The organism is Paenibacillus sp. EKM206P (assembly GCF_011066155.1).
Classification (GTDB): Bacteria; Bacillota; Bacilli; order Paenibacillales; family Paenibacillaceae; genus Paenibacillus; species Paenibacillus polymyxa_D.
Window position 1 is genome coordinate 59,522 of the sequence record NZ_JAAMNQ010000007.1, and the last position, 15,718, is coordinate 75,239.

Annotated in this window: 12 protein-coding genes; all 12 read left to right on the top strand. The window is 45.7% G+C overall.

Going from position 1 to position 15,718, the window contains the following annotated elements; all coding sequences use genetic code 11:
- Nucleotides 1-152 precede the first annotated feature (152 nt).
- The 12 genes from G9G53_RS15955 (at nucleotide 153) to G9G53_RS16010 (ending at nucleotide 15,706) form a co-directional block, all read left to right on the top strand.
- Nucleotides 153-1,412 (top strand): stage II sporulation protein P, encoded by a 1,260-nt coding sequence (locus G9G53_RS15955; protein WP_069010456.1) that lies wholly within the window; start codon nucleotides 153-155, stop codon nucleotides 1,410-1,412.
- A 28-nt stretch (nucleotides 1,413-1,440) separates the two neighbouring features.
- Complete coding sequence (locus G9G53_RS15960; protein WP_029515363.1) at nucleotides 1,441-1,956, top strand: hypothetical protein; 516 nt, start codon at nucleotides 1,441-1,443, stop codon at nucleotides 1,954-1,956.
- A gap of 71 nt (nucleotides 1,957-2,027) precedes the next feature.
- The gene (gene lepA / locus G9G53_RS15965; RefSeq protein WP_029515362.1) at nucleotides 2,028-3,842 is read left to right on the top strand and encodes a translation elongation factor 4; all 1,815 of its coding nucleotides are present in this window, start codon (nucleotides 2,028-2,030) and stop codon (nucleotides 3,840-3,842) included.
- 334 nt (nucleotides 3,843-4,176) lie between these two features.
- Nucleotides 4,177-5,364, top strand: coding sequence for a radical SAM family heme chaperone HemW (gene hemW, locus G9G53_RS15970; RefSeq protein ID WP_165148985.1), 1,188 nt, complete (start codon nucleotides 4,177-4,179; stop codon nucleotides 5,362-5,364).
- A gap of 156 nt (nucleotides 5,365-5,520) precedes the next feature.
- On the top strand, nucleotides 5,521-5,997 hold the full coding sequence (locus G9G53_RS15975; protein ID WP_029515360.1) for an N-acetyltransferase: 477 nt from the start codon (nucleotides 5,521-5,523) through the stop codon (nucleotides 5,995-5,997).
- A 604-nt stretch (nucleotides 5,998-6,601) separates the two neighbouring features.
- Nucleotides 6,602-7,633, top strand: a complete 1,032-nt coding sequence (gene hrcA, locus G9G53_RS15980; protein WP_029515358.1) for a heat-inducible transcriptional repressor HrcA — start codon at nucleotides 6,602-6,604, stop codon at nucleotides 7,631-7,633.
- 121 nt (nucleotides 7,634-7,754) lie between these two features.
- Nucleotides 7,755-8,327, top strand: coding sequence for a nucleotide exchange factor GrpE (gene grpE / locus G9G53_RS15985; protein WP_029515357.1), 573 nt, complete (start codon nucleotides 7,755-7,757; stop codon nucleotides 8,325-8,327).
- Nucleotides 8,328-8,504: 177 nt separating this feature from the next.
- Nucleotides 8,505-10,349 carry a molecular chaperone DnaK gene (gene dnaK / locus G9G53_RS15990; RefSeq protein WP_029515356.1) on the top strand — a complete coding sequence of 615 codons (1,845 nt, stop codon included), beginning with the start codon at nucleotides 8,505-8,507 and terminating at the stop codon, nucleotides 10,347-10,349.
- Between the two features lie 247 nt (nucleotides 10,350-10,596).
- Nucleotides 10,597-11,727, top strand: a complete 1,131-nt coding sequence (gene dnaJ, locus G9G53_RS15995; RefSeq protein WP_029515355.1) for a molecular chaperone DnaJ — start codon at nucleotides 10,597-10,599, stop codon at nucleotides 11,725-11,727.
- A 155-nt stretch (nucleotides 11,728-11,882) separates the two neighbouring features.
- Nucleotides 11,883-13,538: a DcuS/MalK family sensor histidine kinase gene (gene dcuS, locus G9G53_RS16000; protein WP_165148988.1), complete on the top strand. Its 1,656-nt coding sequence runs from the start codon at nucleotides 11,883-11,885 to the stop codon at nucleotides 13,536-13,538.
- The gene (dcuR, locus tag G9G53_RS16005; RefSeq protein ID WP_165148991.1) at nucleotides 13,531-14,238 is read left to right on the top strand and encodes a two-component system response regulator DcuR; all 708 of its coding nucleotides are present in this window, start codon (nucleotides 13,531-13,533) and stop codon (nucleotides 14,236-14,238) included. Before dcuS ends, dcuR begins: the two co-directional genes overlap by 8 nt.
- Nucleotides 14,239-14,359: 121 nt before the next feature.
- Nucleotides 14,360-15,706 carry a 2-hydroxycarboxylate transporter family protein gene (locus G9G53_RS16010; protein WP_165148994.1) on the top strand — a complete coding sequence of 449 codons (1,347 nt, stop codon included), beginning with the start codon at nucleotides 14,360-14,362 and terminating at the stop codon, nucleotides 15,704-15,706.
- Nucleotides 15,707-15,718: the final 12 nt, after the last annotated feature.

Here is a 15,718-nt window from a genome sequence, read left to right on the forward strand (position 1 = left end):
GGAGGTGATATACCTGTGGTAGAGATTTTTTGTGTTCTAGTAATTGTTCTCCGTTCATAGAGTTGAAATATAAGAGATTTCCGCAGCAGATAGGAACCCTATGTTCCAAATATAAAGCGGGTTTCGACGGGACGAAGGAGGACAAGGCTCACATGAAAAAAATTCAGACCTGGAACGTCGGAAGATGGAGAAGAAAAGGTATCGAAATTTTGGCGATGGGACATACGCTTGTGCTGCTGATCATGGGCTCGGCGCTTTTATTTGTCATTTTGGGGCTAGGGGGATTGGCAGAAAATCGTCTACAAACATCTCCTGTTTCTTCGATGAAAGGATTGGCAGGCTCGGTGTCCAGCGGTTTTTTTGCGGATATGCTAGGTATGGAAGTACCTCATTTGGCACAAAAGAAGCAGCAATCTTCGTTGTCGGGTGAACAATGGTCGCCTTTTGTATTTCAGATGCTTACAGGCATTAATCCGCAGGATCCCAAAAGTCTCATTTCTCGTGAGATTCCTGGCATGTCTGCAGGAGCACCTGTCTTGCTGCGCAAGGGTTCGGGGAACATCAAGGTAGAGGGTCCTACGGATTATCAGCCCGATCAGGGAACGACGGATGCTCCTGGTGGCTCAGATGCATCTGAGAACCCACCGACTAACACGCCGAATATTCCGACAACACCGGAAACAGATCCGGTACGTGAGGATCATCCAGGTGATACGGCCAAAGGGGACAAGCGCATATTAATCTACCATTCTCATCCCAGAGAAGCATATAACCCACTACTTAGCAAAACCAGTTCCAATCCCAATTCAGGTTCTAAATCAGCGAATGTGTCAAGGGTAGGGGACTTTGTAAAGAAGAGGCTGGAAAAGCAAGGGATATCCACACTGCATATAAACAAGGATTATGCTACTACAGTTCAAAATTACAATTGGAACTATTCCTATAAATATTCACGCGAAACGGTTAAGGAAGCTTTAGCTGGAAATAAAGGTTTAACTTATTTGCTTGATATCCATCGGGATTCACAACGTCATGGAAAAACAACAGCAACCATTAATGGACTTTCTTATGCCAAGGTGTATTTTATTATCGGACATGACAACAAAAATTGGCGCGAAAATGAAGCTTTTGCTGCTCGTATTCATGAAAAGCTGGAAAAATCGTATCATGGCGTATCACGTGGTGTATGGGGGAAAGATGGTGGCAAAGGCAACAACGGTGAATACAATCAAAGCTTGTCTTCGCATAGCATTTTAATTGAAATCGGGGGTATTGATAACACCGAGGAGGAGTTGAAACGGACCTCGGACGTTTTGGCGGACATGATCGGTGAAGTGTATTGGGAAGATCAGAAAGCTCAGAAAGCGGGCACTAATGTATCGGATACAAAAAAGAGCAACAGCGATAATTAAATGAGGTAGCAGTAAGGGGGGGAAGGTAATGTCTGGACATTTTCGTAAGAAAGCACTTGGATTTGTACTGCTTATGGGGGCAGGTATTCTTCTTGGTATGCAACTGGCAGGATCTGGTCTGCGTTCAGTGTATGGGCCGGAATGGAACGGAGGGAATACGATTCAATCGGTAAATCAACAGAAAGTTGGATATGAACAGACGATTATTGAGGACACACCCGCAGCTAACACTCGTGCATATAGCGGTACGTATAGCACAAGTGGAGAAGTTAAGGTTGAGCCGAAAACGGAAGCGGGTATAAATGAAGCTGGTGGAAGGGAAGAAAATGAGGAACAGACGCAGCTCGGAGCATCCAGATGGTATTCGACGACTGCGCAACATGTCAATACTCAGGGTCTGGAGACACCGCGTGAACTGCTAGCCGTCAAGGGACAGCAAGCCTCGGTGGATACTATGGCGGACAAAACAGCTGGGTTGCTTCAAAACCTGTCGAGACAGGGCATTCGATGGGTCGTATCTGTATTTGATGGAGTAACAGAATAGAAATATTGCTGACCCCCCTTACAACTGCTATAATAAGCTGATTGACACTAGGCATTGTGTGGGGGTAAGGCATGACTGACATTTTGGCAAGACAACGTAAAATTCGGAACTTTAGTATCATTGCACATATAGACCATGGTAAATCCACGCTGGCTGACCGGATTCTAGAATATACCGGTGCACTCACTTCCCGTGAAATGCAGGAGCAAGTGCTTGACCAGATGGAGCTGGAACGGGAGCGCGGAATTACGATCAAGCTCCAGGCAGTGCGACTCACTTATAAGGCCGATGACGGCGAAGAGTACATTTTGAATTTGATTGATACACCGGGACACGTCGATTTTACGTATGAGGTATCCCGTAGTTTGGCAGCCTGTGAAGGTGCTTTGCTGGTAGTAGACGCCGCGCAGGGAATCGAGGCACAGACGTTGGCTAACGTATATTTGGCGTTGGACAACAATCTGGAGATTTTGCCTGTGCTTAACAAGATTGATTTGCCAAGTGCTGATCCTGAGCGGGTAAAGCAGGAAATCGAGGATGTTATCGGCTTGGATACGAGCGAGACCGTACATGCCTCAGCCAAAGCTGGAATCGGCATCAAAGAAATTTTGGAACAGGTGGTCAGAAGTGTGCCTGCTCCGCAAGGTAATCCGGATAATCCGCTCAAGGCACTCATTTTCGATTCGCACTATGATCCTTATAAAGGCGTTATCGTATATGTTCGCGTTGTGGATGGTAGTATCCGAGCCGGTTCGAAAATTAAAATGATGGCGACTGACAAAACGTTTGAGGTTATTGAAGTTGGTGCTTTTATGCCGCGTATGAACATCGTGGACGAGCTGAACATCGGTGATGTTGGCTTTATCGTTGCCGGTATCAAGCATGTGGGTGATACGCGTGTCGGGGATACAGTGACAGATGCAAAAAATCCAACATTAGAACCGATGCCAGGTTATCGGAAAATTAATCCGATGGTATATTGTGGCTTGTATCCAATCGAAACATCGGAGTATAACGATCTACGTGAGGCGCTTGAAAAGCTACAACTGAACGATGCTTCGCTCAGTTTTGAGCCGGAAACATCAAGCGCGTTGGGTTTTGGCTTCCGTTGCGGCTTCCTTGGTCTGCTTCATATGGACGTTATCCAGGAACGGATTGAACGTGAATTTAACATTCCGCTGATTACAACGGCACCAAGTGTTATTTACCGCATAAAGTTGACGAATGGGGAAACGATCCAGATCGACAATCCATCGAATTATCCGGAAATCGGACGGATTGAACATGTGGAAGAGCCCTATGTAAAAGCAGGCATTATCGTCCCTAATGATTACGTAGGTACGGTGATGGAGCTTTGTCAAACCAAACGTGGTGAGTACGTAAATATGGAATACCTGGATACGACACGGGTAACCATTACGTATCAAATTCCACTGTCTGAAATCGTATATGATTTCTTCGATCAGCTTAAATCAAGTACCAAAGGTTATGCTTCCTTTGATTATGAGATTTCAGGCTATCGCCAGTCCAACCTGGTGAAAATGGATATTTTGTTGAATGGCGAGCAGGTCGATGCGCTGTCGTTCATCGTGCATAGAGATCGGGCTTATCATCGCGGACGTATTATCTGTGAGAAGCTGCGCGAGCTAATTCCGCGTCAAATGTTTGAGGTGCCGATCCAGGCATCTGTAGGAACAAAGGTTGTGGCGCGTGAAACCGTTAAGGCGATGCGTAAAAACGTCTTGGCCAAATGTTATGGCGGCGATATTTCTCGTAAACGGAAGCTGCTTGAAAAGCAAAAAGAGGGCAAGAAGCGTATGAAGCAGGTCGGTAACGTAGAAGTACCTCAGGAAGCATTTATGGCGGTACTGAAAATAGATGAGTAAAGTTGTTTGAAGTATTCGTCCATTCTTTCATGGGGCATTTGCCGTGCATGGAGAATGGACGTTATTTATTTGAGCAAGCTATCCAGAGATGGAGTGTTTGTTATTTCGGTTGCAAAAATAGTATAGCAACAGTATCTTAGCGTACTTCTATAGTTGCTTTACTCTTACTGCAACACCTATATCACAAAAAAATGATCGATGGTGGTAGGCAGCAGCGGAGTGGTCCATTTGAATCTGGAGTAACAGCGATCAGAAGATCAAATGGAACACGAAGCGGTTGTCGAGACCTCGGCGCATTTTTTCACTATTCCCTGAATTGACAAGGAGGATCGGCATGACCGCATCCATACAAAAACATGAACATTCATCCGCGCCTCAAGCGGTTTACCTGCATATACCTTTTTGCACGAATAAATGCTTTTACTGTGATTTCAACTCTTATGTGCTCAAGGATCAACCTGTTATGGAATATCTGTATGCACTGGAACGGGAGATGGAACATACAGTCAAGCTTCACCCACCAGGAGAGATTAAAACCATTTTTGTCGGGGGTGGAACACCAACTACCCTAAATCCGAAAGAAATGGAATATTTCCTGAAGAGCGTCCGAACCTACTTCCCGCATTGGGCGGAAGATATTGAGTTCTCCATGGAAGCCAACCCAGGCACCACTGATTTTGAAAAACTCTCTGTGATGAAAGAAGGCGGCGTCAATCGACTCAGCTTTGGAGTACAGGCTTTTCAGAATGAGCTACTTACAGGCATAGGTCGTATTCACAGTACAGATGACGTATATCGTAGTTTGGAAAACGCACGTAAGGTTGGCTTGGACAACCTGTCGATTGACCTGATGTTCGGTTTGCCGAATCAAACGGTGGAGATGCTGCATGAAAGCGTCAGTAGAGCGCTAGAGCTGGAGCTTCCTCATTACTCTATCTACAGTTTGAAGGTTGAAGAAAACACGCTTTTCCACACGCTGTACCAGAAAAATCAGCTACCGCTTCCACATGAGGATGACGAACTGGAAATGTACTTACTCCTCATGCGTCGCATGAAAGAAGCGGGCTATGAACAGTATGAGATTAGTAATTTCGCAAAACCAGGCTTGGGGAGCAAGCACAACATGACCTATTGGCGAAATGAGAACTATTACGGTCTCGGAGCTGGGGCACATGGATATGTTGGCAGAGAGCGCCATATGAACATTAAGGGCATTAACCCTTATGTGGAGGCTAGTCGTAATGGTTTGCCACGTCTGGATAGCTTTGAGGTGCCAGTAGCGGAAGCTATGGAGGATTTTCTTATGGTCGGTTTGAGAATGCTAGAGGGCGTTTCCAAGTCTCGCTTTGAAGCTCAATTCGGTCAGGCGTTGGAGGATACGTTTACTGCTCCTCTTGGAAAAATGCTCAATGCGGGGTTAATCGAATCGATTGAGGACGGTTATCGTTTGAGTGAACGTGGCATTTTATTCGGAAATGATGTATTTGCAGAGTTTATTGGTTCAATCACGGTAAATTCATAAGTCGTAGCTTCAATACAGCGCGTTTCAACTTCGTAAGCTGGGACCATCATTTTATTACACCATTCTGTCACAGCAGGGTAAATGGAGTATTGCGATTCTATGCGTGATGTTGTATATTTATTCATTATATGCGGCAAGCGGTAGGAGGAGAGCAAGATGGCTTCAGTGTGTAAAGATGTATTGTGCAGAAGTGCGGTTCCTGAGGATGTGGAGCCTTTATATCAAATGATTAGCGGCTATGCAGAGCGGGGGATTATGCTGCCACGTTCGAGGGAAGTGCTAACGCGCCAACTGGAGCTGTTTATTGTTGCAGAGGTGGACGGCGAAGTTGTTGGTTGTGGTTCTTTATGCAAATTGGGCGCTGACCTGGTAGAGATTCGCTCCCTTGGCATCTCTGAGGGACATAAAGGCATGGGTATTGGCTCCAAGCTCGTGGAGGGCCTTATGATAGAAGCACGGCGGCAACGTATTCCTAAAATTATGGCATTGACCTACGAGGTCTCCTTTTTTATAAAAAACGGTTTTGATGTAGTAAGCAAAGAGATTTTCCCTGAAAAGGTATGGACCGACTGCATTCACTGTAGTAAACAAAACAATTGTGATGAAATCGCAGTGTTGAAAGTACTGAACTGACCTGTCAATAATGAGGTCAGTTCTTTTTTCATCAGGACCTAATCATGCGTATATTATACAGCCTACATTGTTTAATCCGGGTTTATTTCTCATATGTTTTGAGCAACCACCAAATGAATTGATGATGAGGCTCTAGTTCGGAAGGTATTCCATTCAGGCTTCTTATGGGATGGTCCTTATGATAATCAGTATCATTATAAAAGTATGCAGTGCCGTCTAATGGAACTCGGTGTTTATATTTATACAAGGCGGCTAGGTTGCGGCGATTAGTTCTCAAATTTAATTCCTCCTCAAGGACAAAGAAGTTATAATGGTATGGAGACATAGTCTCGAATTTTTCTATTTTCTGTGTCACTATACATAAATACGGTTTTTATACGCTGGATATTGAGGTTTTTCGTGAAAAAGTGTAAACGTTCTGGATTCATTCCAGTAAACTAAACTGTTGTGATAAATCTTGTTTATTGAAAATACTGATCTGACTTGACAATGATCAGGTCGGTTTGGTATTTTTGTATTATCGGTTAGCACTCAACGCGAACGAGTGCTAATGATTCCATTTAACAATCATGCTATTATGGATAAACAACAAGGGGGGATTCGCTTGTTAACCGAACGTCAGAGACTCATTCTGAATGCGATTATTGATGACTACATTCGTTCGGCTGAGCCAGTGGGTTCCCGCAGCATATCCAAAAGGCAGGATGTCGGATTCAGCCCGGCCACGATCCGTAATGAAATGTCGGATTTGGAGGAACAGGGCTATCTGGAGCAACCCCATACTTCTGCGGGACGCATCCCGTCTCATAAAGGCTATCGTTATTATGTGGACCATCTGGTACCACTGAATACACTGAAGCCTATGGAAATGCGGGAACTGAAAGCCTTTTATGCCGAAAAGCTGAATGTAATGGAGCAAGTGATCCAGCATGCGTCAGGCATTTTGTCCCATATGACCAATTATACTTCCATCCTGCTTGGGCCGGAGGTTTTTCATACTTCATTGCGTCATTTTCAGCTACTGCCGCTCAACGAAACGACGGCTGTGGCGATAATCGTGACCAATACCGGTCAGGTGGAGAATAAAACGGTAGATATTCCACCGGGAATTTCGATTTCCGAGATGGAGAAGGTTGTGAATTTACTGAACAGCAAGCTGGTCGGTGTGCCGATTTATCAGCTTAAATCACGCCTTTACACCGCACTTGGTCAGGAGATGGAGAAGCATGTGTCTCATTTTGAGGACGCTATGAAGGTGCTGGATAAAGCACTGGATAATGAATCGGATCAGCGCTTGTATTTGAGCGGTGCGACAAACATGCTTAATCAACCTGAATTTAAAGATGTAGAAAAGGTTAAACATATTCTCGATCTGCTGGAGGAAACACCAACGCTGCTTAAACTAATGACACCTGTTGTCGGGGCACCTGAAATTCAAGTCCGCATCGGCACTGAAAATGATCATGAGGCGTTTGCCAATTGCAGCCTGATTACTGCTACGTATGCAGTAGACGGAGAAGCGTTGGGCACTATAGGCATACTGGGTCCGACACGGATGGAATATGCGAGAGTTATTAATATTTTGGGTATCCTGTCTAAGGATTTGACCGCAATGCTAACGCAGCGGTTTAAATAGAACAAAGCCGCATAGGTTGCGGTACTACATGTTCCGCGTCGGGATACGGCTCGTATCCTGCGCGGGTGCATTGTTGCGTGTTTTTGTAAAGGTAGTTATGACTTGAAGGAGGTGAAACATTTTGAAGGAAGAACAAGCGTTCCAAGAAGAAAAACAACAAAATGTAAGCACAGAGGAAGCCGCCGAAGCGAGCCAGCAGGAAGAGCCGGTTAATGAAGCGGCGGCACTGGAAGACCAAGAAAGCGAAACAGAGCTGAATAAGCTTCGCGCTCAGGCGGAAGAGCATCAGCAACGGTTTTTACGCGCTCAGGCGGATTTTGATAATTTTCGCCGTCGTACGCTGAAAGAAAAAGAAGACCTTGCCAAATATGCATCTATGAAGCTGGTTACCGAGTTAGTGCCTGTTTTGGATAACTTCGAGCGTGCGCTGGCAACAGCACCGCAAGGAGCGGAGTCTGAGTCATTCAGCAAAGGCGTGGAAATGATTTTCCGCCAGTTTGAGAGTGTGCTTCAGGCAGAGGGAGTAACGGCCATGAATTCGGTGGGACAACCGTTTAATCCTGACTTCCATCAGGCTATTATGCAGGTGGAGAGCGAAGAGCATGAGGAAGGCATTGTTGTTGAAGAGGTACAAAAAGGGTACATGCTGAAGGACAAGGTGCTTCGTCCAGCGATGGTAAAAGTGAGCATGTAGCTTTTTCAATATACATGAGGATTTTGCAAAAATCCCATAAGCGACTTTCAATGAACAATATTGCACTTTGGAGCGACTGGAATCGAATTTTGCAAAATTCTGACATTAGAAATACATCATTTTGATTCAACCATTCTGGCCTGCGGGCCTCGTATATACAGAAGGAGGAATTGTCCGATGAGCAAAGTAATCGGTATTGACTTAGGTACAACCAACTCTTGTGTGGCTGTTATGGAGGGCGGCGAAGCAGTCGTTATTCCAAATCCGGAAGGCGCACGCACAACCCCTTCCGTTGTTGGTTTCAAAAAAGATGGAGAACGTACTGTAGGGGAAACAGCAAAACGCCAAGCAATTACAAACCCGGATCGTACAATCATGTCCATCAAGCGTCACATGGGTACAAATCATAAAGAAAGCATCGACGGCAAAGAATATTCCGCACAGGAAATTTCCGCTATGATTTTGCAAAAGCTGAAATCCGATGCTGAAGCTTACCTGGGACAAACCGTTTCTCAAGCTGTTATCACTGTTCCAGCTTACTTCAATGACGGTCAACGTCAAGCAACCAAGGATGCAGGTAAAATTGCCGGTCTGGAAGTTCTGCGGATTGTCAATGAGCCAACAGCAGCTGCATTGGCATATGGTATGGAAAAATCCGAAGACCAAACGATCCTGGTATATGACCTGGGTGGCGGTACATTCGACGTATCCATTCTGGAACTGGGCGACGGTTTCTTCGAAGTTAAAGCAACAAGCGGCGATAACAAGCTGGGTGGCGATGACTTTGACCAAGTGATTATTGATTACCTCGTAAATGAGTTCAAAAAAGATCAAGGCATCGACCTGAGCAAAGATAAAGCTGCTGTACAACGTCTGAAAGACGCAGCGGAAAAAGCGAAAAAAGAACTGTCTGGCGTACTGACAACGACGATTTCTTTGCCGTTTATCACAGTAGCTGATGGCGTTCCACAGCATTTGGAGTTAAACCTGACTCGTGCGAAATTTGAAGAATTGTCTGAAGGTCTGGTAGAACGTACTTTGGGACCTACTCGTCAAGCGATGAAAGATGCAGGCATGAGTGCTAGCGACATCGACAAAATCGTTCTGGTCGGCGGTTCCACACGTATTCCGGCTGTACAAGAAGCAATCAAAAAGCTGACAGGTAAAGAGCCTCACAAAGGCGTAAACCCTGATGAAGTGGTAGCTTTGGGCGCGGCAGTTCAAGCGGGTGTACTGACTGGTGATGTGAAAGACGTTGTACTCCTTGACGTAACTCCACTGTCCCTCGGTATTGAAACTGCAGGCGGCGTATTTACTAAAATGATTGATCGTAACACGACGATCCCTACGAGCAAATCGCAGGTATTCTCGACATATGCCGACAATCAGCCTAGCGTAGAAATTCACGTGTTGCAAGGTGAACGTGAAATGGCAGCAGGCAACAAAACATTGGGTCGTTTCCAATTGGGAGATATCCCTCCAGCACCACGTGGTGTACCACAAATCGAAGTTACCTTTGATCTGGATGCGAACGGTATCGTGAACGTATCCGCTACAGATAAAGGCACAGGCAAAAGCCAAAAAATTACGATCACATCTTCCAGCGGCTTGAGCGACGAGGAAGTAGAACGTATGATGAAGGATGCCGAGTTGCATGCGGAAGAAGATAAAAAACGCAAAGATTTGGTAGAAGCGAAAAACGCTGCGGATCAACTGATCTACTCCGTAGACAAAACGATTAAAGATCTGGGCGAAAAAGCGGATGCAGGCGAAGTCGAAAAAGCAAATGCAGCTAAAGAAAATCTGCAAAAAACGCTGGAAACCGACAACCTGGAAGATATCAAAAAAGCTACTGAAGAACTGACTGAAATCGTTCAGCAATTGTCTGTAAAGCTGTATGAGCAAGCTGCTCAAGAAGCACAGGCTCAACAAGGCCAAGACGGCGCAGCAGACAGCAAAGGCCGTGACAATGTGGTTGACGCGGACTATGAAGTTGTTGACGAAGACCAGAAGAAAGACTAAGTTACGGATCGGGTAGTGGTAGCTTTACGGTACACCGATGCGTTATGATATACTGAATAGTAATTGCAGCGTAGCTGCCTTGATAAATAACAATTAGCCGAAGGGTAACAGTTATTTCCAAGATAAATAAGCATATTACGGGTTGTACTGCCTTGAAATGATGGGAAGGTCAAAGCCGGGTCATCCCGTGCCTTTGGCTTTCCTTTTATATGTAGTGCAGACACGTTGTAGGCATGGGGGTGGAACATTGGCTGATAAGCGTGATTATTATGAGGTGCTGGGCGTCGCGAAGGGCGCTTCGGATGATGAAGTCAAAAAGGCTTACCGTAAGCTTGCGCGTCAGTATCATCCGGACGTGAACAAGGCTGCGGACGCGGAAACTAAATTTAAAGAAGTCAAAGAAGCTTACGATGTTCTCAGCGATGGTCAGAAGCGGGCAAGATATGACCAGTACGGTCATGTAGACCCGAACCAGGGCATGGGAGGCGGCTTCGGTGGTGGTGCCGACTTCGGTGGCGGATTTGGCGATATTTTTGATATGTTCTTTGGTGGCGGCGGCAATGGTCGACGTGATCCGAATGCACCACAGCGTGGGAACGATCTTCAATATACGATGACGATTGAGTTCAAGGAAGCGGTGTTCGGTAAAGAAACCGACATTCATATTGAACGTACGGAAACATGTGATACGTGTCACGGTACGGGAGCCAAAGCGGGTACTCAACCACAAACCTGCTCCGTCTGCCACGGCAGCGGACAGGAAGAAGTGGTGCAGAATACACCGTTTGGTCGTATGGTTAATCGACGCGCCTGCTCTAATTGCGGCGGTTCCGGCAAAATCATTAAAGAAAAATGTACGACTTGTAGCGGTTCGGGTCGGGTACGCAAGCAACGTAAAATTCATATTCGCATTCCAGCGGGTGTGGATGACGGCGCACAAATGCGTATTAACGGTGAAGGCGAAGGCGGTGTCAACGGAGGACCGGCAGGTGACTTGTACGTCGTGTTCCGTGTGAAATCGCACGACTTCTTTGAGCGTGAGGGAGACGATATCTACTGCGAAATTCCGCTGACGTTCTCACAGGCAGCATTGGGAGATGAAGTCGAGATCCCGACGTTGACCGAGAAAGTGAAGTTGAAAGTTCCAGCAGGTACGCAAACAGGTACTTACTTCCGTCTTAAAGGAAAAGGTGTGCCAAAACTGCGTGGCGTTGGTCAGGGTGACCAGCATATTAAGGTAGTTGTGATAACGCCTAGCAAGCTGAGTGAGGAACAAAAGGATTTGCTGCGTCAGTTCTCTTCGCTTAGCGGAGAACAGACGCATGAGAATGAGCAGTCTTTTTTTGACCGTGTGAAGCGCGCCTTCCGAGGCGACTAAGCCCAATTAGAAATCGCGGAGCTTCAACCATGAATCAAAGGAAACTATTCCGCAATTGCGGGGTAGTTCCTTTTTTTATATTCAGGTAAACACATACATAACCATTTTTGTATAGGCATGTTGAACTATCGAGACTTAATATCAAGTAGAAAGGGGTGAGTTCCATCGGAAATGTACAGCTCAAGCTGCGTCGGGGTAAACCATTATTAAAGCTCAGAGGCCTAATTACACTGCTAGTATGTCTAGTTATGGCACTTGTGCTTCTGCCTGTAACCCTGTTATTTGCGGAGAGAGTGGAGCAGGAAACTGAGAAGGGACTGGAAGAAAAGGCAATGTCCATCGCGCGTACACTCGCCCATACGCCGCTTATTGTCGAGCAATTGCAAGGGACGGGTTCGTCTCTTTCCATGCAGGAGTATGTGAAGAGGGTCTCAGCAGCAAATCACATCCAGTTCATCGTGGCTATGGATATGAAGGGAATTCGTAAAACGCACCCGGATGCTAGGATGATCGGCAAAGCCTTTGTCGGCGGAGACGAGTATACTGCACTTCATGGCCATGAGAGCGTGTCCGTTGCGAAGGGTACATTGGGCTTGTCCATGAGAGCCTTTTCCCCCGTGTTCAGTCCAACGGGGAAGCAGGTAGGGGCGATTGTTGTTGGTATATCCATGCAAGATGTACAGATGGCTCAGGAAGGCAACAACCGTCTTATTGCTATCGCCCTTGGCATCGGAATATTGATCGGCACTGGAGGTGCGGTAGTGCTGGCTCGTAAAATCAAAAATATGCTAGTCGGTCTGGAGCCGCCGGAAATCGCACGCTTGCTGGAGGAACGCAGCGCTATGTTGCAATCCATCAAGGAAGGAGTTATTGCGGTAGATGAATTCGGTCACGTCATGCTGATGAATGCAGAAGCGATTCGTCTACTTAGACAAGCGGGGATTGAAGATTTCTCATTCTCCGGACAGGAAATTACCGTTTATCTATCCGCTTTTCGATTGCAAGAGGTCCTGGAAGCGAGTACTCCACAAATGGATGAGGAAATGGAGCTGGGTGGAATAACTTTGCTGACTACCAGTGTTCCGATACGGGTCAAAGGGGAAATTGTGGGAGCAATTGTAACCTTTCGAGATAAAACCGAAATGAACCAGCTGGCAGAACGTTTGACAGGAGTGTCCCTGTACACGGAAGCACTACGTGCGCAGGCTCATGAATTTATGAACAAGCTGCATGTCATTATGGGAATGGTGCACTTGCAAATGTATGATAAACTGGAGCATTACATTATGGATGCCGTCGAGCATCATCAAGTGGAAATTGGCTCTATCACCCGGCAGATTAGGGACCCGGTTATGGCAGGGTTTGTGTTGGGAAAATTAAGCCGGGCCAGAGAGGTAGCGGTAAGTTTTGAACTGACTCCAGGTAGTTACTTGCCCGAATCCAGTCAAACTCAAACGACGCATGAACTGATTACTATTCTTGGCAATCTGTTTGATAATGCGGTGGAGGCGATGGAATCTTTCGAGCACAAGCGGATTACCCTTTCACTTTATTATGAAGAAAGCCAGAAGAACGGTTATCTGACCTGTATCATGTGCGACAATGGTCCAGGTATACCGGAAGGGCTTGTGAAGGCTATATTTGAAAAAGGTTTTTCGACCAAGGGAGAGTCACGAGGGATGGGTCTTTATCTGGTGACGCAAAGCGTGAAAAGATTACAGGGAAGTATAAAGTTGATCCCAGCCGAGCAAGGGTGCTGTTTTCAGATTACGATTCCATACATTATAGCGGGGAATGATGAACATGATTAATGTCCTGATTGTAGAAGATGATCCGATGGTTGCGGAATTTAACCGCAAATATATGGAGCAGGTAGAAGGTTTCCGATGTGGGGGTTGGGCTTCTTCTGTGGAAGAGGCTAAGAAATATATAGCTGAACAAGCCATTGATCTGATATTGCTAGATGTGTATATGCAGGAAAGCAATGGCCTCGATTTACTGTCATTCATACGGGAGACAGGTGTAAATATAGATGTCATTGTCATCTCGGCTGCAAGTGACATGAACAGTGTCAAAAAAGCAATGAACTTCGGCGCGGTGGATTACTTAATTAAGCCGTTCCACTTTAACCGTTTTTTGGAGGCCCTCACGGGGTACCGAGAGCACATTAGCATCGTGCGTGAGCGCAGTCTACTTTCTCAGGAGGAGTTGGACCGACTGATTTATCATAAAAGCTTGACTAAAGACTTAGCACGATTGCCCAAAGGCATAACTAAATCCACGCTGGCTATGATATGGAATTGTATTCAGCGGCATAACAAGGTGCTATTTTCCACCGAGGATATTGCGGAGAGTGCAGGAATATCCAGGGTGTCTATGCGCAAGTACCTGGCTTTTATGACAGAGATTGAGGCTCTTTCCATGGAAACCATATACGGAACCATAGGACGCCCTGTTTACCAATACCGAATATTGCCACAGGCAGAAGACATCATGAATAGTTTTATTTAAGCCTTTTTTCCGATTACTTTAATTACAAAAGTGAATGATTAGTTTTAAAACCAAATAAAGCGTTTTCCAAGGTGTAGAATGGAAACATGATCATCATTCTTCACTTTATGGAGGGAGATTTATGGAAAATGCTACGAACCAGCCTGTCATTCAAAAGGGGCAAAGATGGAGCAAAAATCTTGTAGATGGCATTAGAATGCTGGGCAGGGTAAAGGTGGGGGTTATTCCTCTTCCGCTCTATGCCGTGATCGCGCTGATTGTTTATGCAGCTGCAATCACTGAAAGACTTCCGAACGATCTGTTAGGCGGGTTTGCCGTCATCATGATTTTAGGTATACTGCTCAGTGATTTAGGGGCCAAACTTCCTTTGCTTAAGCATATTGGCGGGCCGGCCATTTTATCTCTTATGGTTCCATCGTTAATGGTATTTTGGAATATGTTCAGTCCATCTGCGATGGGTGCTGTACACACGCTTATGAAAACCTCGAATTTTCTTTACTTCTACATCGCATGTCTAGTAACGGGTAGTATTCTTGGTATGGATCGGAAAATGCTGATGAACGGAATTGTCAAGATTTTCGCCCCCATTATTATAGGATCTATTGCAGCAGTTGCCGTGGGGATGATAGTGGGTATGGCTTTTGGCTATAGCGCCTATCATACATTTTTTTTCATCATCATTCCGATTATCTCCGGTGGGATTGGGGAAGGCATTTTACCGTTGTCCATTTCGTATGGATTGGTGCTGGGCAAGGATTCGGCAATATTCGTGTCTCAATTTATCCCCGCTGCAATTATCGGGAACATTGTTGCAATCATAGGTGCGGGTATTCTGAAGAGATTAGCGGAGAAAAATCCAAAAACTTCAGGTAACGGGAGGTTATTGAAACTAGAAAAACATGCAGAAAAGCTAGCCCCGGCAAGTCTGGAACAATCGATTTCTTTTCCATTGATGGGAGGAGGTCTGCTGTTAGCTTGCACTTTCTTTATTGTGGGTAAGTTGCTGGAGCCGTATCTCCATATTCCAGGTCCGATCCTCATGATTCTGGCGGCGGCGTTAATTAAGTGCATTCAGATTATGCCGAACACATTGGAGCAGGGAGCTTTTCACTTATACAAATGTATAACGGCAAGTCTGACATGGCCCTTGATGGTGGGATTGGGTATTTTGTATGTACCTTTGGATAGTGTGGTTGGGATCTTAACGGTTCCTTATGCCATCACCTGCGCATCTGTTGTAGTTGCATTGATTGTTACCGGATACTTCACAGGAAAATGGATTCACATGTATCCTGTAGAAGCTGCTTTGGTGACTAGCTGTCGCGGTGGATTAGGGGGCACGGGAGATGTAGCCATTCTGTCTGCGTCCAATCGGATGGAACTGATGCCTTTTGCGCAAATTGCAACACGTATTGGTGGGGCAGGCACGGTCATTTTAGCAACTTTGTTACTCCAATTATGGAGCTGATGAGTTTTATAC